Annotated in this window: 25 protein-coding genes; 7 read left to right on the forward strand and 18 right to left on the reverse strand. The window is 59.3% G+C overall.

Going from position 1 to position 20,812, the window contains the following annotated elements; all coding sequences use genetic code 11:
• Positions 1–2: 2 nt before the first annotated feature.
• Both DX908_RS08615 and DX908_RS08620 read right to left on the reverse strand, forming a co-directional pair.
• Positions 3–380: a PilZ domain-containing protein gene (locus tag DX908_RS08615; RefSeq protein ID WP_116391943.1), complete on the reverse strand. Its 378-nt coding sequence runs from the start codon at positions 378–380 to the stop codon at positions 3–5.
• A gap of 196 nt (positions 381–576) precedes the next feature.
• A complete protein-coding gene (locus DX908_RS08620) occupies positions 577–1,209 on the reverse strand; it encodes a 2OG-Fe(II) oxygenase (RefSeq protein ID WP_199564653.1) in 633 nt (210 codons plus the stop codon).
• Positions 1,210–1,319: 110 nt separating this feature from the next.
• Here DX908_RS08620 and DX908_RS08625 point away from each other — a divergent pair, with 110 nt between their 5' ends.
• On the forward strand, positions 1,320–2,099 hold the full coding sequence (locus DX908_RS08625) for a hypothetical protein (RefSeq protein ID WP_116391944.1): 780 nt from the start codon (positions 1,320–1,322) through the stop codon (positions 2,097–2,099).
• A 6-nt stretch (positions 2,100–2,105) separates the two neighbouring features.
• On the opposite strand, the gene DX908_RS08630 is transcribed toward DX908_RS08625, so the two are convergent.
• From DX908_RS08630 to DX908_RS16715, 4 genes are read right to left on the reverse strand one after another with little or no spacing between them, the layout of a single operon-like run.
• Entirely contained in the window at positions 2,106–2,525 is a 420-nt protein-coding gene (locus DX908_RS08630) for a Fur family transcriptional regulator (protein ID WP_116391945.1), read from the reverse strand.
• 9 nt (positions 2,526–2,534) lie between these two features.
• Positions 2,535–2,996, reverse strand: a complete 462-nt coding sequence (locus DX908_RS08635; RefSeq protein WP_116391946.1) for a GNAT family N-acetyltransferase — start codon at positions 2,994–2,996, stop codon at positions 2,535–2,537.
• Positions 2,993–3,640, reverse strand: coding sequence for a tRNA (adenosine(37)-N6)-threonylcarbamoyltransferase complex dimerization subunit type 1 TsaB (tsaB, locus tag DX908_RS08640; RefSeq protein WP_325047974.1), 648 nt, complete (start codon positions 3,638–3,640; stop codon positions 2,993–2,995). Before tsaB ends, DX908_RS08635 begins: the two co-directional genes overlap by 4 nt.
• Positions 3,618–4,202 carry a NifU family protein gene (locus tag DX908_RS16715; protein ID WP_116391948.1) on the reverse strand — a complete coding sequence of 195 codons (585 nt, stop codon included), beginning with the start codon at positions 4,200–4,202 and terminating at the stop codon, positions 3,618–3,620. Before DX908_RS16715 ends, tsaB begins: the two co-directional genes overlap by 23 nt.
• Before the next feature lie 171 nt (positions 4,203–4,373).
• On the opposite strand from DX908_RS16715, the gene DX908_RS08650 reads away from it, so the two are divergent.
• On the forward strand, positions 4,374–6,695 hold the full coding sequence (locus tag DX908_RS08650) for an NADP-dependent malic enzyme (RefSeq protein WP_116391949.1): 2,322 nt from the start codon (positions 4,374–4,376) through the stop codon (positions 6,693–6,695).
• Between the two features lie 2 nt (positions 6,696–6,697).
• Here DX908_RS08650 and ypfJ read toward each other — a convergent pair whose 3' ends face one another.
• From ypfJ to DX908_RS08665, 3 genes are all read right to left on the reverse strand, one after another.
• Positions 6,698–7,576 (reverse strand): KPN_02809 family neutral zinc metallopeptidase, encoded by an 879-nt coding sequence (gene ypfJ, locus DX908_RS08655; RefSeq protein ID WP_116391950.1) that lies wholly within the window; start codon positions 7,574–7,576, stop codon positions 6,698–6,700.
• Positions 7,577–7,633: 57 nt separating this feature from the next.
• Entirely contained in the window at positions 7,634–8,101 is a 468-nt protein-coding gene (locus tag DX908_RS08660; RefSeq protein WP_116391951.1) for a DUF2721 domain-containing protein, read from the reverse strand.
• Between the two features lie 66 nt (positions 8,102–8,167).
• Positions 8,168–8,806, reverse strand: a complete 639-nt coding sequence (locus tag DX908_RS08665) for a DUF2799 domain-containing protein (RefSeq protein ID WP_116391952.1) — start codon at positions 8,804–8,806, stop codon at positions 8,168–8,170.
• 201 nt (positions 8,807–9,007) lie between these two features.
• Between DX908_RS08665 and DX908_RS08670 the strand changes: the two genes are divergently transcribed.
• Positions 9,008–9,289: a hypothetical protein gene (locus DX908_RS08670; RefSeq protein WP_147303760.1), complete on the forward strand. Its 282-nt coding sequence runs from the start codon at positions 9,008–9,010 to the stop codon at positions 9,287–9,289.
• 84 nt (positions 9,290–9,373) lie between these two features.
• Here the strand turns inward: DX908_RS08670 and DX908_RS08675 are convergent, their stop codons facing one another.
• From DX908_RS08675 to lepA, 3 genes are all read right to left on the reverse strand, one after another.
• Complete coding sequence (locus DX908_RS08675) at positions 9,374–9,856, reverse strand: hypothetical protein (protein ID WP_116391954.1); 483 nt, start codon at positions 9,854–9,856, stop codon at positions 9,374–9,376.
• A gap of 124 nt (positions 9,857–9,980) precedes the next feature.
• Entirely contained in the window at positions 9,981–10,415 is a 435-nt protein-coding gene (locus tag DX908_RS08680) for a hypothetical protein (RefSeq protein WP_116391955.1), read from the reverse strand.
• A gap of 268 nt (positions 10,416–10,683) precedes the next feature.
• Positions 10,684–12,483, reverse strand: a complete 1,800-nt coding sequence (lepA, locus tag DX908_RS08685; RefSeq protein ID WP_116391956.1) for a translation elongation factor 4 — start codon at positions 12,481–12,483, stop codon at positions 10,684–10,686.
• A gap of 120 nt (positions 12,484–12,603) precedes the next feature.
• Here lepA and DX908_RS08690 point away from each other — a divergent pair, with 120 nt between their 5' ends.
• From DX908_RS08690 to DX908_RS08700, 3 genes are read left to right on the forward strand one after another with little or no spacing between them, the layout of a single operon-like run.
• Positions 12,604–13,035, forward strand: coding sequence for a hypothetical protein (locus tag DX908_RS08690; RefSeq protein WP_116391957.1), 432 nt, complete (start codon positions 12,604–12,606; stop codon positions 13,033–13,035).
• Positions 13,032–13,883, forward strand: coding sequence for an HTTM domain-containing protein (locus DX908_RS08695; RefSeq protein ID WP_116391958.1), 852 nt, complete (start codon positions 13,032–13,034; stop codon positions 13,881–13,883). The genes DX908_RS08690 and DX908_RS08695 overlap by 4 nt, the downstream gene beginning before the upstream one ends.
• Positions 13,880–14,260: a DCC1-like thiol-disulfide oxidoreductase family protein gene (locus tag DX908_RS08700; RefSeq protein WP_116391959.1), complete on the forward strand. Its 381-nt coding sequence runs from the start codon at positions 13,880–13,882 to the stop codon at positions 14,258–14,260. Before DX908_RS08695 ends, DX908_RS08700 begins: the two co-directional genes overlap by 4 nt.
• A gap of 3 nt (positions 14,261–14,263) precedes the next feature.
• Here DX908_RS08700 and DX908_RS08705 read toward each other — a convergent pair whose 3' ends face one another.
• Complete coding sequence (locus DX908_RS08705) at positions 14,264–14,872, reverse strand: TetR/AcrR family transcriptional regulator (RefSeq protein ID WP_116391960.1); 609 nt, start codon at positions 14,870–14,872, stop codon at positions 14,264–14,266.
• A gap of 51 nt (positions 14,873–14,923) precedes the next feature.
• Between DX908_RS08705 and DX908_RS08710 the strand changes: the two genes are divergently transcribed.
• A complete protein-coding gene (locus DX908_RS08710; protein ID WP_116391961.1) occupies positions 14,924–15,910 on the forward strand; it encodes an aldo/keto reductase in 987 nt (328 codons plus the stop codon).
• A 5-nt stretch (positions 15,911–15,915) separates the two neighbouring features.
• On the opposite strand, the gene DX908_RS08715 is transcribed toward DX908_RS08710, so the two are convergent.
• The 5 genes from DX908_RS08715 to DX908_RS08735 form a co-directional block, all read right to left on the reverse strand.
• A complete protein-coding gene (locus tag DX908_RS08715; RefSeq protein WP_116391962.1) occupies positions 15,916–17,094 on the reverse strand; it encodes an acetyltransferase domain-containing protein in 1,179 nt (392 codons plus the stop codon).
• Positions 17,095–17,173: 79 nt separating this feature from the next.
• Positions 17,174–17,596, reverse strand: coding sequence for a large-conductance mechanosensitive channel protein MscL (mscL, locus tag DX908_RS08720; RefSeq protein ID WP_116391963.1), 423 nt, complete (start codon positions 17,594–17,596; stop codon positions 17,174–17,176).
• Between the two features lie 114 nt (positions 17,597–17,710).
• A complete protein-coding gene (locus tag DX908_RS08725; protein ID WP_116391964.1) occupies positions 17,711–19,354 on the reverse strand; it encodes a vWA domain-containing protein in 1,644 nt (547 codons plus the stop codon).
• A gap of 138 nt (positions 19,355–19,492) precedes the next feature.
• A complete protein-coding gene (locus tag DX908_RS08730) occupies positions 19,493–19,921 on the reverse strand; it encodes a hypothetical protein (protein WP_116391965.1) in 429 nt (142 codons plus the stop codon).
• Between the two features lie 9 nt (positions 19,922–19,930).
• Positions 19,931–20,803 (reverse strand): mechanosensitive ion channel family protein, encoded by an 873-nt coding sequence (locus tag DX908_RS08735; RefSeq protein ID WP_199564655.1) that lies wholly within the window; start codon positions 20,801–20,803, stop codon positions 19,931–19,933.
• Positions 20,804–20,812 lie beyond the last annotated feature (9 nt).

Consider the following 20,812-nt stretch of genomic DNA (forward strand, 5'->3'; position numbering starts at 1 on the left):
GTTCAGAGCATGGTCTCAGATGAATGCACGGAGATCAGCTTTCTGATCTTCGTGGTCATCCGCTGCTGTTCCCACTCGGAGAATTCGAACAAACCACCATATCGCATGCCGATTCGTCCACTCACAATCCTGACACGAAGGGCGAGTTCCTTGTCGATATCGACCTTATAGATCTTGCCGACTTCCAAAGGGCTCCGAAGGTGAAGCCCGATGCCCGAGAGGCTGATGTCTGTGGTTGAACCGACCGCCGCCTTATATCCATCGATATAGACCTGTACCGGCAGGTCGACGTCGTACCGGATCTCCTTGCGGCGATTGAAATCGCGCAGGGCACTCGTGCCCTGATGTTTTACGACACCTACCATTGCTGCCCACACCATGTTTGCGCCTTGCCGCCACCCGGCAGGACGATTGAAAAGTCACGCAACAAACACCTAAAGTTGAGAATGGCCATCGATGATTAAGATCGAGGCCACAAAATCAGTAAAACTTTACGTAGGCGAAACAAACTCCCGCGCCACCGACGTCTCCTGCAACTCGGGAGCATCAGTAACGCGCCATAAGTAGCCGGGCAGACTAGCCTCGCTTGCCCTCGAACGGGTTCAGCTTTTTGAGGAAATATTGCAAACCGCCGCGGTTCTCCTTGCGGTCAAGCTCGTCCTGATTGATCAGGAAGGTCGTCTGGATGACGTACCGCTCACCGCCAAAGGGCGGATGTCCATGCCAACTCGTCTCCGACCGGGCAAAGGCAAAGACATTACCCGCCAGAGGCTCGACCTCTTCGGCGTAGTCGTCCATTGACTGATCGCCATTCAGGGCACGGATGGCCCCGCCCTCGTCCTTATCCCAGCTCTCATTCAGATAAACCAGCATGGTGCAGATCTTGCTCTCTGAATCATTATGGATGCGCCCATCGCTTTCCTTTGAAAGCTTCCGTACCGTGATCATGCGCGGCTTGTCGCGCAGCTCCAGTCCCAGCTTGTCGGAAAGGACATCCGCCAGCTCCGGCGATTGCAGATCCGAGATCAACTCGGCGAAGCGTCCATGGCTGTCGAGCTTTGACAGCGGCAGATAGCCGGTCTTGGCGATCGCCGGGTAATCGGCGCGGACACCTGCCGCCTCGTCAAGCGAAAGGGCCCCCTCCGCCACGATATAGGTGAAGGGTTCGGTACGGGTGCGCGCCGCGCGAAGGGCTTCGAAATTCAGCATATGCGCCATCTAGCGCGGCAGGGGCGGCTCGTCACTATCCCGCATTGGGCCATTCTGGCGGCACTGAAGATAGCTGGTCCCTTGCGAAGAACATTCTGGTAGAAGGACTTATGACATCTCGCGGCATCGGCATATTGAGCTGGCGGGCCCATGACGGGCTCGACGACATTCTCGCCGGTTATGGCGCCGCGGGACTTTGGGACCTGTTCGACGAAAAGCTGATCTGGTTTCAGGAAGAGAGCGATGCAGACCGGGCGCTGGCCGACCGCCATGGCCTGCCCTATGGCGGCACACCCGACAATCAGGGGATATTGGGCGGCTTCCGGAACCTTGCCGCTGCGATGAGTTCGGACATCATTCTTCTGCTCGAAAACGATCTGCCGTTGATAGAGGGGCATGAAGAAGTCGCCCGCCAGATTGAGGCCGCCACCGAGATGCTGGCCAATGGCGAAGCGCAGGTCGTACGCCTGCGGCACCGCAAGCAGCCGGGGCAGAAATTCGACACGCTGGGCAAATACCTCCGCTATCACGGCGAAGGCGCGATGCCCTATCTCCGCCGGACGATCCGTGTGGGGAAGGCAAAGCGGCTGGCTGGCACGGCGCTTTATTCAGAAGAATATCCCGACGCCATGTTCCCTGACTTTATCCAGGCGCGCGATGACGGCGGATGGCTCATCTCATCGGCTTGCCTGCCCTGGACCAATCAATCGATCATGGTACGGCGGGAATTCCTGCTTGATGAGATCATCGCCTATGCCGAGGCGCACCCCTCCCCGCGCCGGGTCAACGGATTTCCGGATATCGAGAAGGAATGGAACACGCCGCGTTGGCGGCGCTCAGGCTGGCGGGTCGGGGCGACCGAGGGCCTGTTCACGCATGAACGGCCCTGAGGCCGTCTACTTTTTCTCTGACTCATCAAGCGGCACGCCATAAAGCTCGAGCCGGTGATCGACGAGGCGGAAGCCATGCTCCCGCGCGATCTTTTCCTGCAGCGCCTCGATCTCTTCATTGACGAATTCGATGACTTCCCGTGTACGAACATTGATTAGGTGATCGTGGTGTTCCTCGGTCGCTTCCTCATAGCGAGAGCGTCCGTCCTGAAAATCATGCCGCTGGACGATCTCGTAATCTTCGAGGAGCTTCAGCGTACGGTACACCGTCGCAATAGAGATGCGGTCATCAAGCTCTGATGCCCGGCGGTGGATTTCCTCCACATCCGGATGATCGTCAGCCAAAGAGAGAACGCGGGTAATGACCCGGCGTTGCTCCGTCATGCGAAGGCCTTTTTCGGCGCAAAGTTTTTCGAGGCGGTCCATTCGATGCTTCTAGGCGGTATCGTGATGTTCGGGCAAGCCGGGACACCACTCCATGATCAGGGCCGGCCGGCCGCTCCCGTAATAGTCCTTGCGCTGGCCGACATTGCTGAACCCTGCGCCCGCATAAAGCTGGATCGCAGGGTCGTTATCGGTCGCCACCTCGAGGAAGACGCGCGTCACCCCGCTGGCCTCAAGACCTTTCAGCGCCTCTTCGAGGAGAAGCCTTGCATGGCCCTGACGGCGCTCGATTGCGATGACGCCCAAGGTCAGGATCTCCGCCTCATCGAGAATCTGGCGCGTCGCGATCAGCCCGCCGGGCGTGCCGGAGGCTTCCGCGATCAGAACGAGACTGCTGTCATCAGTAATCGAGTTATACCAGAACTTCTCATCCCAGACGGAGGTCTCAAAGACAGCGTGATGGAGACGGGACAGGAGGCCTTCGTCTCCGGGGCGAGCGGTACGGACACTCATGCGCGCTTTGCCATCGGCGCCGCATCAGGCGGACGCAAATAGAGCGGATGAAGCGGGCCTGGGCTGAGCTGGGGGACAGCGGCGAGCAGAAGCCCAAGATCGGGGTACGGACCGGCAACGGGTTTCTGATCCGGCCAGACGATCTCTGCGCCACTACCGATCAGGACGCCGCCGCCCTCGATGACCGGCGCCGTGGCGGCACGCGCCGCGTCGATATCGAGCAGGAAAGGCTGTGCCGAGCTGCCATCAAAGACCTGTCCATAGACCTGCCCGCGCCGCGCATCGATCAGGACCGCGCCCTTCGCGCCTGTCGGCGCAGAAAGCCACAACGCCTCAAGTGTGGTGATCGGCAGGGTTGGCAGACCGCGCGTCAGGGCAAAGCCGGACGCAAATGAAAGCCCGACACGCACCCCCATGAAAGAGCCCGGCCCGACGGTCACCGCAACCTGACCGATATCGGCAGGCGTCAGCCCGGCTTCCGCCAGCAGCTCTTCGATCATCGGCGCGAGATGCTCGGCATGGCCGACACCGATATGTCGTGTCAGGACGATATCCTTGCCGCCACCGCCAATGCCGACGCTCAACGCCGCAAGGCATGTATCTATCGCGAGTGTATGAATGTCAGGCCACCGCTTCGACGGCAGTCACTTCGGGCACATAATGCTTGAGCAGGTTCTCGATGCCGGATTTGAGCGTCATGGTCGAGGACGGGCAGCCCGCGCAGGCGCCTTTCATGGTCAGAAAGACGATCCCGTCGCCTTCGACAAAACGGTGAAAGACAATGTCCCCGCCATCGGCGGCCACCGCCGGGCGGACACGGGTTTCGATCAGCTCGATGATCTGCTCGACGATCTCTCGAGTCTCGCCCTCATAATCATCGGCGGATCCGGCAGTATCTGCGCCGCCCGCCGCCCCCTCATCGAGGACCGGGATACCAGCGGCGAGATAATCCGCAATCGTCCCGAGGATCGCCGGTTTGATATGCACCCAGTCGACGCTTGGGTCTTTGGTGACGGTCACAAAGTCCCCGCCTAGATAGACACCGGTGACACCATCGACATCGAACAGCGCCGCCGCCAGCGGTGAGGGCTTGGCGGCCTCGATCGTCGGGAAGTCGACGCCCAGCTCACCACGGCCGATCACATCCCGGCCGGGCAGGAATTTCATCGATTGCGGGTTTGGTGTATCTTCGGTCTGAATAAACATGAATGAAGCTCTTTCTTCTTAGCCCCCTATGTAGGACGCAAGGGTGTTCACGCAAATCGGACACTTCGCCACTGTAAAGATACAGCATTCTGAGGGTTTCGCGTTGCCGCCACGCTAGGTGCATCGTAAGGCGAATTTTGAACGACTTGCACAAAAAGAAGATAAGGTTCCATGGCCGACGACAGTTCGATCAAACTCACAGATGAGGAAGCCATTGATTTTCACGCGCGCGGCAAGCCCGGCAAGCTGGAGATCACCCCCACGAAACCGATGGCGACACAGCGCGATCTCTCGCTGGCCTACTCGCCCGGTGTCGCCGTGCCGGTCAAGAAGATCGCAGAAGACCCCGACAGCGCCTATGATCTGACGACCCGCGGCAACATGGTCGCGGTGATCTCGAACGGCACCGCGATCCTCGGCCTTGGTAATCTGGGGGCGCTAGCCTCCAAGCCAGTCATGGAAGGCAAGTCGGTCCTCTTCAAACGCTTTGCCGATATCGACTCCATCGACCTCGAGGTCGATACGGAGGACCCGGACGAATTCATCAATGCCGTGAAATATCTCGGCCCGTCATTCGGCGGCATCAATCTCGAAGACATCTCTGCACCTGACAGTTTCGTGATCGAACAGCGGCTCAAAGAGCTGATGGACATTCCGGTCTTTCACGATGACCAGCACGGCACAGCGATCATCGCTGCGGCAGGCCTGATCAACGCGCTCGATATCACCGGCAAAAAGATCGGCGATGTGAAGATCGCCGTTTCCGGCGCCGGCTCTTCGGCGCTTGCCGTGATCGGCCTGATCAAGGCCATGGGCGCTAAGCACGAAAACGTTCTCGTCTGCGACCGCAAGGGGGTTCTCTATCAGGGCCGCGAAGACGGTATGGACCAGTGGCGCTCCGCACATGCGGTGGATACGGACAAACGCACTCTCGCCGACGCCATGGAAGGCGCAGATGTGGCGCTTGGCCTGTCGGTTGCCGGGGCGATCAGTCAGGACATGGTCAAGTCCATGGCCAAGAACCCGATCATCTTCGCCATGGCGAACCCGACACCGGAAATCACGCCTGAACAGGTCCGGGAAGTCCGCGATGACGCGATCATGGCAACCGGGCGCTCTGACTATCCCAATCAGGTCAACAATGTTCTGGGCTTCCCCTACATCTTCCGCGGCGCCCTTGATGTCCGGGCCCGGACGATCAATGAGGAAATGAAGATCGCCTGCGCCAACGCGCTGGCCGAGCTTGCCCGAGAGGATGTGCCCGACGAAGTGGGCGCCGCTTACGGCAAGCGCCTGCAATATGGCCCCGGCTATATCATTCCGACCCCGTTCGATCCGCGGCTGATCTCCAAGATCCCGCCCGCCGTTGCAAAAGCCGCGATGGACACAGGCGTTGCCCGCAAGCAGATCAAGGACCTGCCGGCCTACGCTGCAAAACTTGCGACCCGGCTCGATCCCTCCGCTGGCTTCCTGCAGAAGATCCATGCGAGCTTGCGTGCCAGTGAAACACCCAAACGCATCGTCTTTGCCGAGGGCGAAGAGGAGGTGGTGATCCGCGCCGCCTATGCCTTCCAGCAGCAAGAGCTGGGGCAGGCGATCCTGATCGGCCGGGACGAGCTGGTGAACCGCGAAATCGAGCGGCTCGGCCTGCCGCGGTCGCACAATATCGAAATCTGGAATGCGCGGCATTCTGCGAACACCTCGCTCTATACCCGCTATCTTTATGACCGCCTGCAGCGCGACGGCTATCTAGAGCGGGACTGCCGCCGTCTGGTTAATCAGGACAGGAACGTTTTTGCCGCCTGCATGCTGGCCCATGGCCATGGTGACGGCATGGTGACGGGCCTGACCCGGCACTACAATGTCGCGCTCAACAACATCAATCTGGCGCTTGACCCGCGTCCTGGCGAGCGGATCATCGGTATGTCGGTGATGCTGGCCAAGGGCCGCACCGTCTTCATGGCGGATACGACGATCACGGAGCGCCCAACGCCCAAAGAACTCGCCGACATCGCGGTGCAGACCGCCCATGCCGTCCGGCAGATGGGCTTTACCCCGCGCGTCGCCTTCCTCAGCCATTCGAATTTCGGTAATCCGGAGACGGAAGATGTCGCCCGCATTGCAGAAGCGGTGCGCGTGCTCGACCGGTTCTATCCGGCCTGCGATTTTGAATATGAGGGCGAGATGACGCCGCGCATGGCGCTCAACTATGACCGGATGGAAGCGATCTATCCCTTCTCCCGCCTGAATGGACCGGCCAATGTGCTGATCTGTCCGGGGCTTCACTCAGGCGGCATAGCGTCCAAGCTGATGGCGGAGATCGGCGGGGCAACTGTGCTCGGCCCGCTCCTCATCGGCCTGCAGCGGCCGGTTCAGATCATGCCGACAGGCGCCCAAGGGACTGATATCGTCACCCTTGCGGCGATTGCCGCCTATGAGCTTGACCGCGATCACCGCGACTGGGCCCAGACGGCCGCCGCAAAAGGCAGTTAAGCCTAGAGCTGGCTGTAGGGCACCTGGAACGTGTCGCAAGCGCCGAATGACCCTGCGTCAAAGCCGCGATAGAACCAGCGCTTGCGCTGTTCAGACGTACCGTGAGTAAAGGTCTCGGGCTTGATCGTCCCACCTGAGCGGCGTTGGAGCGTATCATCACCGATGGCCGCCGCCGCCGTCAGCGCCTCTTCAATATCGCCGGGCTCGAGCGCCTGACGCCGCTCGCCATTGGCCCACAGGCCTGCAAGACAGTCCGCCTGTAGCTCCATCCGGACCTGCATCTGATTGCTTTCTGACTGGCCCATCCGGCCTTGTGCCGATCTAACCTGATCAGAGATGCCAACGACCGTCTGCACATGGTGGCCGACCTCATGCGCGATCACATAAGCACGCGGAAAATCACCACCCGCATTGAACCGTGTCTCGAGCTCCTTGAAAAAGATCGTGTCGAAATAGACCTTGCGGTCGCCGGGGCAATAAAACGGGCCGACCGATGACGGCGCCGTGCCGCAGGCGGTGCTGACGGCACCTGAGAAGATCACGACCTTTGGCGCTGGATAGATACCGCCATTAAGTCCTTCTTCGCGGAAGACCCGCGCCCAGATGTCTTCGGTACTGGCAACGACTGCAAGGATTTCATCGTCATACTGACCATCGCCGACTTCAGTCGACTGGGTCGGACTGCCGCCCGCAAGAAGCTGGAGCGGGTCGATGCCGATCTGCTTCAGGCCGAAATAGCCGGCCACCACCACCGCGACGCCGACAATGCCGAACTTGCTGAAGATAAAGCGGATCAGCATGAAGATCGCCCCGGCGCCAACTGCCTGGCCCGCCCGGCGCTCCACATTGTCACTGCGCCGCCGGTTATCCCATCTTGCCATCTTACGCTCTCCCGGATGATGTCACATCCCAGAAGAAAGCCCAGTCAGCCGGGGAGTTCAATCATTCCCGGCAGGCAGATCGAAAAGATCATGCCGCACCCGCAATTGCCGAGTAGAAACCCGGATCTCTGCAAGAAAATAGGCAAGCCCGCTGATCAAAAGGCCCATTGCCAGCACAAAGAGAAGCGCGATCCCCGCAGCGACTGGCAGGCTTGTGATCTCCCCGAAAAAGGTGATCGCGACCAGCACGCTGACGAGAAGGGCCGCGACAGTGCAAAGCGTGATCGCCCGGTTCGAATAGTTGATCCGCCGCGACAGGGTTTTCAGCTCATCGACATGGCGGGCGCGTTCCTCGCCGGTCTCGCCAGCCTCAAGCCCGTCCTCCAGTGACCGCACTCGGTCGACCACCCGACCCAGCCGCGAAGTCATGACATTGAGCAGGCTGCCAATGGCAACGAGCAAAAAGATCGGCGCGATGGCCGTCTCGACGACCATGGCGATGTCGGGAGTGAGCATCGAATTCATCCCCCCGCCTTGCGCGGCTATGGGGGGAGCCGTCAATGCCTTGCCACTTCGAGCCCGAATGCCGCTCTAGTAATTGCGCGAACGGATCTCGGCCTGAATGCGCGAGAGGTCATATTCGGCGCGATCAAAATCGCGCTCGGTATCGCGCAGCTGGCGCTCCGCGTAATAAAGATCGTCATCGGCCTCGCGCAGATCCCTCCGTGCCCGCTCTATCCGGCGATAAAGCTCTTGGCGCGCATTATCGTCTTCTTCATTGACGAGCTGGCGGCGTGACCGTTCAATCGTATAGCGGGCCGAGCGGATCTTTGAGAGCAGCGAGTCATAGCGGCTGCGCGCACTGTCAAAGTTGCTCTTGGCCCGCGCATAGTCGCGGCCGACGCTGAAAGCATCGCGCGTCAGAAGATCCGCCTGAGGACAACTGAGGATATCGCCCCGGCCTTGCAATGCTGCATCGAGCGCGCCCTGCGGCGTACAGAAGAGCCGGTTGCCCTCCTCCCAGCCGCGCGCATAGGCGCCGCGATCAAAGGCCAGCTCATAGCGGCTGCACTGCGCAACGCGATCCTCAACCCGGGTGACCGGATAGCCATTGCGGCCATCTTCATAACCGAACGAGGCCGGATCGCCGCTCTCGCACTGCTCTTCGGAGAGCCCGCTGGCACAGGCGCCAAGCGCCAGAAGCGCTGCGATTGTCAGGAATTTGCGCATCTTCGTTCCCCCTCTACCCCGGCTTCAAAAACCGGCCCTCACGCTAGGCGGAAATGGGCCGCCGGGCAATCTCCCGCCCGCTTTTGCCCCTTTATGGTTAATCCGGTGATGCCCGTCACACGTGCCCGCCGCACGAATTGCTATCTCATCCTTGTCGCCGCGATGAAGCGGCCCCGGAACATCGAATTGAGGAGAGAGACCATGAGCTTCACCATGAAAACCGCCGCCGCCACCGTTGCCGCCGCTTTCGTCGCCGTTGCTGCCGCCAAGGCCCAAGAGGTTGAGTTCGACCCCAACCAGGTCGGCGAGTTCACCCGTCAGGCAAGCCTGGAGCTGAGCGTCGAGATCGCCGCCCCGACCGCCGTGATGCAGGCCCGCTTTGCCGAGCTGGAAGATGACACCACCGTCAAGCCGGACATGCGCTTTGCGCAAAATGATCAGGAAACAGAAGAAGAGGCCGTGCAGGTCGCCGCCAACTGGTAACCCCCGAGGCCAAACGGCCCCATTCCCCACTGTGCAGAAATCCCCCGCGAGGCCAAACCCTCCGCGGGGGTTTTCATGTTCAGCCTACCAATGGCTGCGATAATAGCGGCGGCGCTTATTATAATGCCGGTTATGGCTGTAGCGATGAGAAGACCGGTAGTGGTGATGATGGTCATTGCTGTCCGCCAGCGCATAGCCGAGCACCGCGCCGACCAGCACGCCTGCGATCACTTCGCCTGAATTATCCTGTCGCGGATAATAGACCTCGCCGCGGCGGCGATTGCGGTCATTGTAATAGGCATCCTCATAATACCGGTCACGCGCTGCCTGCTCGCGGTAATAGCGATCCTCGTAATAGCGGTCGCGATCATCATAATAGGCGCGGTCGTCATAATAACGGTCGTCCCGGTACTGATCGGAAGTCTGGACCGTTACATTGACGTCAACGCGCGTCGAACCGGCCGGCCCGATGGCGGAATATCCCCGCACCTGAGCTGTGGCAGGCGAAAGCGCGGTCAGGGTGAGCGCGGCGCCAGTGCCAAGAGCGGCAAAGAGCCTTTTGTTCATTGTCATGTCCTCCCGGTGATGCCCACGAATGGTAAAAAGGCTAGGAACGAATTGTGGCGGAAAAGTGTCAGCCTTCCCACCCCCGAGTGTCAGTTCCGTAACGGGATGAAGGGCTTAAGCCTGCTCAATAGCACGAATAGGTGCTGTTGCTGATCAGCCAGCGGCGGCCCGACTCATCCGTCCCCTGCACGCCATAGGATGGGATCTGCACAGAACCATAAGCATCGAGCCGGATCACCGTCACCCGCCCGTCCTGCCAATAGAGCACGGCATAGCGGCTGTAAGGATCATAGCCGTAGCGCCCGTACCGCCCAGTCGCGCTGTTGAGCTGGGCGCCCGTGAAAATGCGGGTGTAAACGCGAAAGCGCTGGCCCGTCGGCAGATAGGTGACACACGACACCTCCGATCCGCGCGTCTGATAGGGGGTCGGGGTCGCATAGGTAGTACTCGCCTCAAGAAGCGCCTGGTTGATGATGGCCAGGTTCTCCGGCGTGATCTCGCAGGCGCTGAGCAGCAATGCTGCGGACGCTAATGCGGCACGGATACGGAATTTGGCCATGTCACCCACCCCCAGAGGCGATAAGTGTGCCCGCAAGACGCATCGGCTGTAAAGATGGCCCGACTTGTGAGGGATTGGGGAGGGGCCGCCCTCGTATCTTCCCCCTCTCTCCGCTCATGCCCGCGAAGGCGGGCATCTGGTCTTCCGTGATGAGGCTGAGGTCTGTCTGTTCGCACCTCGAAAATGAGAGACCAGCGCATCAGAGGCAGATCCCCGCCTGCGCGGGGATGAGCGGGTGGAGGGTAAGTTTAGGAGGAGAGTAAACTACTCACCCATCCATCTTCAGGGCCTTGATGAACGCATCCTGAGGGATGTCGACGCGGCCGAACTGGCGCATCTTTTTCTTCCCCTCTTTCTGCTTCTCGAGCAGCTTCCTTTTCCGCGTCGCATCGCCGCCATAGCATTTGGCGGTCACGTCTTTCCGTAAGGCCCCGATAGTTTCGCGCGCGATGACCCGGCCGCCGATCGCCGCTTGGATCGGGATCTTGAACTGGTGACGCGGGATGAGATCCTTGAGCTTCTCGCACATCGCGCGGCCGCGATATTCCGCCTTTGACCGGTGCACGATGATGGCGAGCGCGTCCACCGGCTCCTCATTCACCAGAATCTGCATACGGACCAGATCATCCTGGCGGTAGCCGGTGATCTGATAGTCGAACGACGCATAGCCCTTGGTGATGGATTTGAGCCGGTCATAGAAGTCAAAGACGACCTCGTTCAGCGGCAGCTCATAAACCACCATGGCGCGGGAGCCGGCATAGGTCAGGTCCTGCTGGACGCCGCGGCGCTCCTCACACAGCTTCAGGACTGCGCCGAGATATTCGTCCGGGACCAGAATGGTGGCCTTGATCCACGGCTCCTCCAGATGGTCGATCTTGACGGGGTCGGGCATATCGGCGGGGTTGTGCAACTCCTCCATCGTGCCGTCGGTCAGGAACATGTGATAGACAACCGATGGCGCGGTGGTGATGAGATCGATATTGAACTCACGCTCGAGCCGCTCACGGATGATCTCCAGATGCAGGAGCCCGAGAAAGCCGCAGCGGAAGCCAAAGCCGAGCGCGGCGGAGGTTTCCATCTCGAACTCGAAACTCGCATCATTGAGCCGCAGCTTGGCGATGGCGTCGCGCAAATCTTCGAATTCTGCGCTGTCGACTGGGAAGAGCCCGCAGAAGACGACCGGCTGGGACGGTTTGAACCCGGCAAGGGGCTTGTCCGCGCGGCGGCGCTCATCCGTAATCGTATCACCAACATTGGTGTCAGCGACTTCCTTGATCGAGGCGGTGATATAGCCGATCTCGCCCGGCCCCATTTCCGCAACCGTGGTGCGGTGGGGCGTGAACTTGCCCACAGAATCGACCGTGTAGACCGCTTTTGCGTTCATCATCAGGATTTTCTGACCCTTACGGATCTTCCCGTCGATGACGCGGATCAGGACTACGACGCCGAGATAGCTGTCATACCAGCTGTCAACCAGCATGGCTTTCAACGGCGCATCGGGATCACCCTTTGGCGCCGGCAGGCGCGTGACAATGGCCTCGAGCACATCGTCGATGCCGATGCCTGTCTTGGCGGACATCAGAACCGCGTCAGAGGCATCAAGCCCGATCACATCTTCGATCTGCTCCTTCACCCGGTCGGGTTCGGCGGCGGGCAGGTCGATCTTGTTCAGAACGGGGACGATCTCATGATTGACCTCGATCGCCTGATAGACATTGGCGAGGGTCTGGGCCTCAACGCCCTGGCTGGCATCGACCACCAGCAACGAGCCCTCAACGGCGGCGAGGCTGCGGTTCACTTCATAGGCAAAGTCGACGTGACCGGGCGTGTCGATCAGGTTCAACTGATAGGTCTCGCCGTCTTTCGCGGTATATTTCAGCGAGACAGTCTGCGCCTTGATGGTAATGCCGCGCTCACGCTCGAGCTCCATATTGTCGAGCACCTGCTCCTTCATCTCGCGGTCGGTCAGCCCGCCGGTGACCTGGATCAGCCGGTCGGCCAGCGTCGACTTGCCGTGGTCGATATGCGCCACGATGGAGAAATTACGGATCTTGGAAAGCTCGGTCATCGCGGCGATTTATAGATGCCGCGGGGCTTTCGCAATGCGGTATCGGGGGGCCAAGGCCCGGTTTAACCCGATATTTCCCATGTTTCGCTACGAGACAGGCTTCCAAGGAGACGTCCTGTCATGGCTGAACCCGTTCGCCCCCTCCGCCGGCCCTTTGCCGCCGCCGCCTTTACCGCGATGGCGGCCTATATGCTGTTCTCGCCCGCCCTGCCGCAGCTCTTCGGAACGGGCGCGCCCATGGTCCGGCAATGGACGATGTTTTCAGGCGTCGGGGTCGGGCTGCCAAAGGGCACATTCCGCATCGAATATGCCGATGGCCGGACGCAAGATCTGAGCCCGCTCGAGGTCGCCGGGATGACCCGCTATCCTGTGCGGCGACCGATCTACCGCTTTGATGGCTATGCCAAGGGGCCTGAGGGGCTTGCCCATTTTGCCGCCGCGACCTGCACGACCCTGCCCGAAGGCGCGCGCCTGACCTTTGATGGCGTGTTGGCGGAGCGACGCCACTGGACCCGGATGGAAGCCATGCGAGTCTGTGAGGTGCCGGCATGATGAGAGAGCTACGCGCCTCAATTGAGGAGATTTCGAGCGTACAGGTTTCGGCCCGGCCCATTGCGCTCTTCCGTATCGGGATTGTTGCCCTGTTGTGGAACCGCTATGGCGCGATGAACGGCATGTTCGGCGCGGACAGTGACGCCGAGCTTTTCTTAAGCCTCATGTTCTTTGGCACGACGGCGCTGGTGCTGGTCGGCTTCAAGACACGGCTGGCTGCCGCCTTCCTTTTTGCCACGCTGGCGATGCAGTATTACGTTTTTGGCTATGGCCTGGGCGTCCATGAATACACCCACCACCATGCTTACATGCTGATGCTCTCAACCCTGATCATTGCGATGGGGCCATCGGATCGCGCCTATTCGATTGACAGGTGGCTGGCGATCCGCGCCGCAGAGAATGCGGGCAAACCGATCCCAGATGAGATGGGTCCCGGCTGGGCCTTCCGCCTGATGACGGTGCAGATGGCAGCGCTTTATTTCTGGGCGGCGGTCGACAAGACGAGTGTATTCTATCTCAGCGGCGACTGGCTCGCCCGGGTTTTTGAATGGGGCTATGCAGGGCACATCCTCTATCCCCTGCTGACGCTCAAGCTGTTCCTGATCACCGCTTCCATCATTGTACTGATCGTAGAGTATTATCTGGCTGCTGCGGTGCTTTGCCGCCTGTGGTTACCTGTCACTTGTACGATCGGCATAGCGCTCCATTTATGTTTTGCGCTGATGCTGAACGTGGACACCTATTCCTTGACCATGATCATTGGATACCTTGCCGTCATTCCCGCCGACCGGATACACGCGGCGATTGACCGCCTGCAAGGGTATCGCCCAGCAGGGGCGCCCGCATGATCCGTGTCGTTTATGACGGGGAATGTCCCTTCTGTGTGGCGTATACGAAGTATACCCGCCTGAAGGAACGCCATGGCAAGGTCGACCTCATCAATGCGCGGGAGAATCCCGACCTCATGGCAGACTATGCGGCCAAGGGATATGAGATCGATGAGAGCTTTATCGTCGAAGTCGAGGGCGAGACCCTGACACATGGCGCGGCAATGGCCTATATCCATTCCCAGTTGGCGCCGAAATGGACCGGGCTGCCCTTCATTGCCAATGCGAAATTCCTGAACACGATCTATCCCGCTTTACGCGGCACACGGAATCTTACCTTACGCGTTCTCGGGCGCAAACAAATCCACAATACCGGCAAGCATAATCGCACCGCATAAGCGCTAGCGCGTGGTCCAGTCTTTCACCGCCATGCGAACCGCCCGGCGCACGACGTCATCGACCTCTCCGCGCGGATTACCGCCAAAAACTCTCGGCCACAGGAGCGGCTCCTTGATCGCGCCTAGAAACTGCATTCCGGCCAGATAAACATCATCGATGACAAATGTGCCGTCCGCCACACGCCGTTCGAGATAGGTCCCGAGTGCGCGGAAGGCCGCCGCCTTGCCGTGCCGGAAATAGGCCTCGCTAATCGCAGGGTTTGAGCCGGTAGCCCCGACGATGACCCGCACCATGTGAATATGCTCCGGGCTCGTCACAAGCGTGATCAGGCGGCGGCCGAAATCGGCCAGCGCCTCCTCTGGCGGCACGCCTTCATCAAGCTCGCCCAGCTCCTCAGCCAGTGCTTCATATTTCTCGGCCATCACCTCGGCGAAAAGCGCGTCCTTGTTCTCGAAATGATTATAGAGCGTCGCCTTCGAGATCCCCGCCGCCGCCGTGATTTGATCCATCGACGTCGCCTCAAGCCCTGCCTCAAGGAACAGCTCCCGCGCCGCCTTCAGGATGAGGGCGCGCTTGCCGGGGCGGGGTCCGCTGCTTTTTGCCTTTGACATTTGAGCCTCAAGACTGTACTGTACCGTACAGTTTACTTTTGGAGATACAAGATGCGCAAAATTGCCCTTGGCCGCTCAGGAATGGAAGTCTCCCGTCTGGGATTCGGGTGCATGGGTCTCGCCGAGTTCTATGGCGCCCCGGCCTCGCAGGAGCAGGTCGATGAGGTGCTGACGGCCGCACTCGAAGCAGGGATCACCCATTTCGACACAGCCGACATGTATGGCCGCGGCCTGAATGAGGAGCAGATTTCCGGATTTGTGAATGCCCACCGCAAGGAGATCGTGCTGGCCACGAAATTCGGCGCGGTACGGACGGACAACCCCGCTGACCGGGTTATCGACAATTCACCAGATTATGTGATGCGCGCCTGCGAGACCTCGCTCAAACGGCTGGGAGTCGAGGTGATCGACCTATACTACATGCACCGCCGCAATACCGACACGCCAATCGAAGAAAGTGTCGGCGCTATGGCGGAGCTTGTCCGTGAGGGGAAGGTTCGGCATATCGGCCTGTCCGAGATGAATGCCGACACACTGCGCCGGGCGCACGCGGTTCATCCCATCACGGCACTGCAATCTGAATTCTCGCTGTCGACACAGGACGTCGCGGGCGAGATGCTGCCGGTCTGCCGAGAGCTTGGCGTCACTTACGTCGCCTATTCACCGCTCGGGCGAGGCTTGCTCTCCGGCACCTATACGCCGGACACGGAAATGGAGGACAGCGATTTCCGCAAATACCTGCCGCGGTTCGACAAGGACCGGCTGGCTGAGAACCTCAAACCCGTCGATGTCCTCAAAGACATTGCCGTCGCACATGAGGCGAGCCCTGCGCAAATTGCGCTGGCCTGGGTATTGGCGCAAGGCGATGACATCCTGCCCATTCCGGGCACGACCAAGCCTGAGCGGGTTTGGGCGAATGCAGGCGCTGCCGACCTCACCCTGTCCAAGGATGATCTCGATCGGTTAGCACAGGCCTTTGAAGGCGCGATTACAGGCGACCGATATCCGCCGATGGGCATGGAAAGTGTCGGGCTTTAATCAGCTTACAGATAGCTGAGCCACCAGTCCTTGCGGCGTTTCTTCAAGCCCGCAAACCATTTGCAGGGCCAGTACAGGATGAAAATCGTACTGGCCCACGCAATATAGGCCCGCAACAAATTCGGGGCATACTCCTCCGGCCATGTCGAGGGATCAAAGAACATCTCCATGATGTCGCCATACTGAATGATCTGCCACAGCCAAGCCGTCGCATGCACGAACGGGATGTGAATGACATAAAAGAAGAACGGCACCTTTCCGAAGACGGATACGCGATCGGCCCATGCCCCGCTCCATTTCTCAAGGAGGGGAATGAGCAGCAGTGCGGGGCCAAGTGTCATCAGCAGGAACTGCAATGAGGGCGGATATTTCAAGACGTTGACGAAGCTAACGACACTCATCGCAAATGAATCCTGCACCGCCCAGGCACCCGGATCGCCATAGAGATTGAAGCCCCGCAAGACGAGGAAGAGCGCAATAGCCGCTGCACCCGTCAGATAAAGAATTCGATCCCGCTCTGCTGCGGGCTTGAGAAGAATGGGCGCAGCCGCATAACCGAGCGCCATAACCCCTGCCCAAGGAATGAGTGGATAGACAAGGAAAATCCCCGGAATCGCGCTGCTCTCACCAACCGGCGAGAAGGATGGCACATGCAGGATGGACCAGAGCGCGCCAGAGAAGCCATCGCCCGGCGCGATTCCATCAAACAGATTATGTAGGAAAATCAGTGCAAGGCCTATAAGACCAACCACCCTACGCGGCAGGAAGATAAGTCCCGCAAGGACGATCATGGAAAGTCCGATTACCCAGATCACCTGTAGAAACACAGCCTGATAGGCAAACTGCCAAGAGAAGCTCACCACCGTTATTTCGATAAACATGAGCCATAGGCCCCGCGTCACGAGGAACCGAGCAAGATGCGCCTTACTGGCCTGTCGGGCATGAGCGTAAAGAAATGCGCTGGTACCAGCGAGCAAGATGAAAACAGGAGCGCAGTAATGCGTGATCCAGCGGGTAAATCCGTATGCGAATGTCGTCTGGCTCGCATCGAGCGGATCAAATGACGCGATCGACCAGTAGTCCCGCACATGGTCGAGAGCCATGATAATAATAATAAGCCCACGCAGCAGATCGACTGATCTGATCCGTGGGCGTTCCACACGATCAAGGTGCGGTGAATTCATGGCATATCCCCTCTCGGGGCTAGCTTTGCCTTAAATAGAACCCCGGCGATAGTAGAGAACCGCTATCGCCGGGCGAAGCTTATTTTGCCTTCAGAAGATCTCTGATTTCTTCAAGCAGGACTTGCTCTGCCGGAGGGGCGGGCGGCTCTGCTGGAGCTGCTTCCTCTTTTTTCTTCAGCGAGTTCATGCCTTTGACCAGCATGAAGACAGCCCAGGCGACGATCAGGAATGAAATGACATTGTTGATGAACATACCATAGGCGATGACCGGCGCACCGGCTTCGTTTGCCGCCTCTAACGACGCATATTCATTACCGTCCAGCGGAATGATGAGGTCGGAGAAATCGATCCCCCCCATGAGCATTCCGATCGGCGGCATGATGATATCGCTGACCAGCGATTTGACGATCGTGCCAAAAGCACCGCCGATGATGATACCGACGGCCATGTCGACGACATTGCCTTTGACGGCGAATTCCTTGAATTCGTTGATAATTCCCATTTAATGCACCCCTGCTAAATGTTAATGCGACAGCTTTTTTAGCCGATTTCACTCATTCGAGAAGCAGGCAAAAGCAGTTGGATCGGATTTAAGTCACCGATCCAACTCAGGATTTTAGCCCCGGTCTTCAGGGCTAAGCTCACCGGCGCGGCGCAGGAGCTGAACGAAACCAGCGCGGTCGCCATATTCGTCACGGCCCTTCGCGTCATTCGCCTCATCGATCAGCCAGTCATAGGTCAGGCTCTCCGCATAGGAACTGCGGGAGAGCTTTTCCCCGAAACCAGCAGCGAGGATCGCAAAGCGGGTATCGTCCGAGGCCGCCGCAAAGCTCCGCACCCGGTCATCAGGCGTTATTGCCTGTTCGATGAGACGGCTTTTCATCTGGCCGGGTCGTTTGTAGCGGATCCGAAGGAAGCCAAGCTCCGCATCGGGATCATAATCCACCGATGAGGTGCTGGCATAACGGCGATCCTCCAGCCAGCCTTCCTCGCCCGTCCGGACAATTTCATAGAGCGCGGTCACAGTGTGGCCAGAGCCGATATCGCCTGCATCAACTGCGTCATTCTTGAAGTCTTCTTCATTCAGGATACGCGTCTGATAGCCAATCAACCGGTATTCGGAGACCGCCGCCGGATTGAACTCGACCTGAAATTTGAGGTCCTGCGCAATCGGGAACATGGACGAAGTGAACTCACGCACCAGCACGCGGCGCGCTTCATCCAGCGTGTCGATATAGGCCGCAACGCCGTTCCCATTCTGAGCGATGGATTGCATCATCTGGTCGTTGAGATTGCCTGCCCCAAAACCAAGAACGGAGAGGTAGACCCCTTCTTTGCGCTTACGGGCAACGAAATCCGTTAGCGGATCATCTCCCGTCACGCCGACATTGAAGTCGCCATCGGTTGCAAGGATGATCCGGTTGACGCCGTCCTTGTCGAAATTCTCCATCGCAAGGTCATAGGCAAGCTGGAGCCCCTGCCCGCCTGCGGTCGAACCGCCCGCGGAGAGCCGGTCGAGCGCCTGCTTGATTTTGACCTTTTCGTTCCCAGGTGTGGGATCGAGCACGACACCCGCCGCTCCGGCATAAACGACGATCGAAACCGTATCGTCCTTATCCAGTTCATCAACCAGCAGCTTCATGGAGCTAACCAATAGCGGCAGCTTGTCAGGGCTGTTCATCGACCCCGATACATCAAGCAACAGCACGATATTGGAGTCGGGGATTTCATCGGGCTCGATGTCATATCCCTTGATACCGATACGGATGAGTTCGGATTTGTCATTCCAAGGCGTGGGGACGATTTCGATATCCGGCCGGAAGGGCTCATTACTGCTTTTCGGCAGCGGGTAGTTATAGTCAAAGGCGTTGACGAATTCCTCGATCCGCACCGCTTCAGAAGGAGGCAATTGCCCATCCGTCAGATAACGCCGCGCGATGGAGTAGGATGCCGTGTCGACATCTGCTGAGAAGGTCGAGACCGGGTTTTCGCTGACCCGGAAGACAGGGTTCTGCACACCGTTTGAATAGCGCGACGTGTCTGCCGGCTGGGCGTAAGGCGCAGGCATCGGCGCATAGGCCAGATCCAACTGTGCGCCCGCCGCCATCTCGCGCATCATCTGTGGCGGCGGCGCATATTCCGCGAAGGTCTCATCTGCCGTCGCATCGGAACGGTTCGACTTGGAATTGTCCTTGTCATGGCTTGCACAGGCGACGAGCCCCGCGGCCATGGCGCATGTGATCAGTAATCTGTATTTCATGTGGAAGTCTCCCTCTTCCCAACGTAGCCCGACGAATGAATTGGCCACGCACCCTGCGTCAGGGGCTAAACCGCCTTCCGATTGGGGCGAGAAAAGGGCTCAGGTGCCCTCGTTGCAGAATGTTCAGATTAAAGAGCGCTAAGACTTCGCCGATGACGAGCGGCGGCGCTTTGCTTTTCCCGCGATGGGACGCTGCTCGAGCAGCACCCCGGCAAGGAGCAGGAAAGCGGCACTCGCCACCCTCCAGGCCATGACAAAGCGGATGATCCGCTCATCCGCACCGTAAGCGAAGGGATAGGAAAGGAGCAGCACCGCATCCGCAAGAAGCCCGCTGAGAGTGACGACCACCATACCTTCGACGAGTCGGCCCGGCTTGCTCACCATGCGGATGAGATAAGCGACGAGGAATGCTGCGAGGAGGCTGGCGAGGATCAACCCCGCCATGCCGCCGAAACGCTCCACCGCCCCGCCGACCTGACGCACAGCCAAGAGGCCGAGCAGCCAGAGGATCAGGCCGCCGCCCAGAAAGACCGGATAGACAATGGTATCGCCAAGCGGACGGCGCATGTGGGTGCCCTATGACTGTTGCGGGATCTGATAGACCGTCCGTGTCGGGAAAGGAATATCGATACCGTCAGCATCAAAGCGTTCCTTGACGGCTTTGGTCAGGGCAAATTTCGTAGGCCAGTAATCTCCACTTTTCACCCAGACGCGCATGGTGATGTCGACTGAGCTGTCATTCAGATTACTCACGATGATCTGCGGTGCAGGATCAGAGAGTGTGCGCTCATCTTTCTCCATCTCGTCGCGGATCAGCGTCATCGCCTTATCGATGTCGCTGCCGTAGGAAATCCCGTAGACAATATCGACGCGCCGCGTGTCGTAAGCGGAATAGTTCGTGATGGCACCCGACCAGATATCCCCATTCGGCACGATGATCTGGACATTGTCCGGGGTCGCAAGAATGGTCGTGAAGAGGTTGATCTCTTTCACCGTGCCCGCTTCCCCGCCAGCATTGATATAATCGCCGACATGGAACGGGCGGAACGCTAGGAGCATGACGCCGGAGGCCAGATGCCCGAGCGTGCCCTGCAAAGCGAGGCCGATGGCAAGACCCGCCGCACCGATAAGGGCGGCAAGCCCAGTCGTCTGTATCCCGAACATCGATAGGACCGCGATGACGACGAAGGCGACGATCAGATAATACACAAGGCTGCTGAAAAACCCGGCCAGCGTCTCATCAAGGTTCGGCGCCTTCATGACCGCCTTGCGGGTCAGTTTTTTCAAACGGCCCGCGAGCCACATGCCGACAATGAGGACGAGAAGCGCGCCCAGCGCCTTAACCCCCCAGTCAACGGCGGTCTCGATCAGCCGCGCACGCGTCTCAGGCGCGAACATGCCGTCAAAGCGTCCAGCAGAGGCGGCGGTCAGCATCATCATCGGTGTCATGGAATTTCC

The organism is Parvularcula marina (genome assembly GCF_003399445.1).
Taxonomy (GTDB): domain Bacteria; phylum Pseudomonadota; class Alphaproteobacteria; order Caulobacterales; family Parvularculaceae; genus Parvularcula; species Parvularcula marina.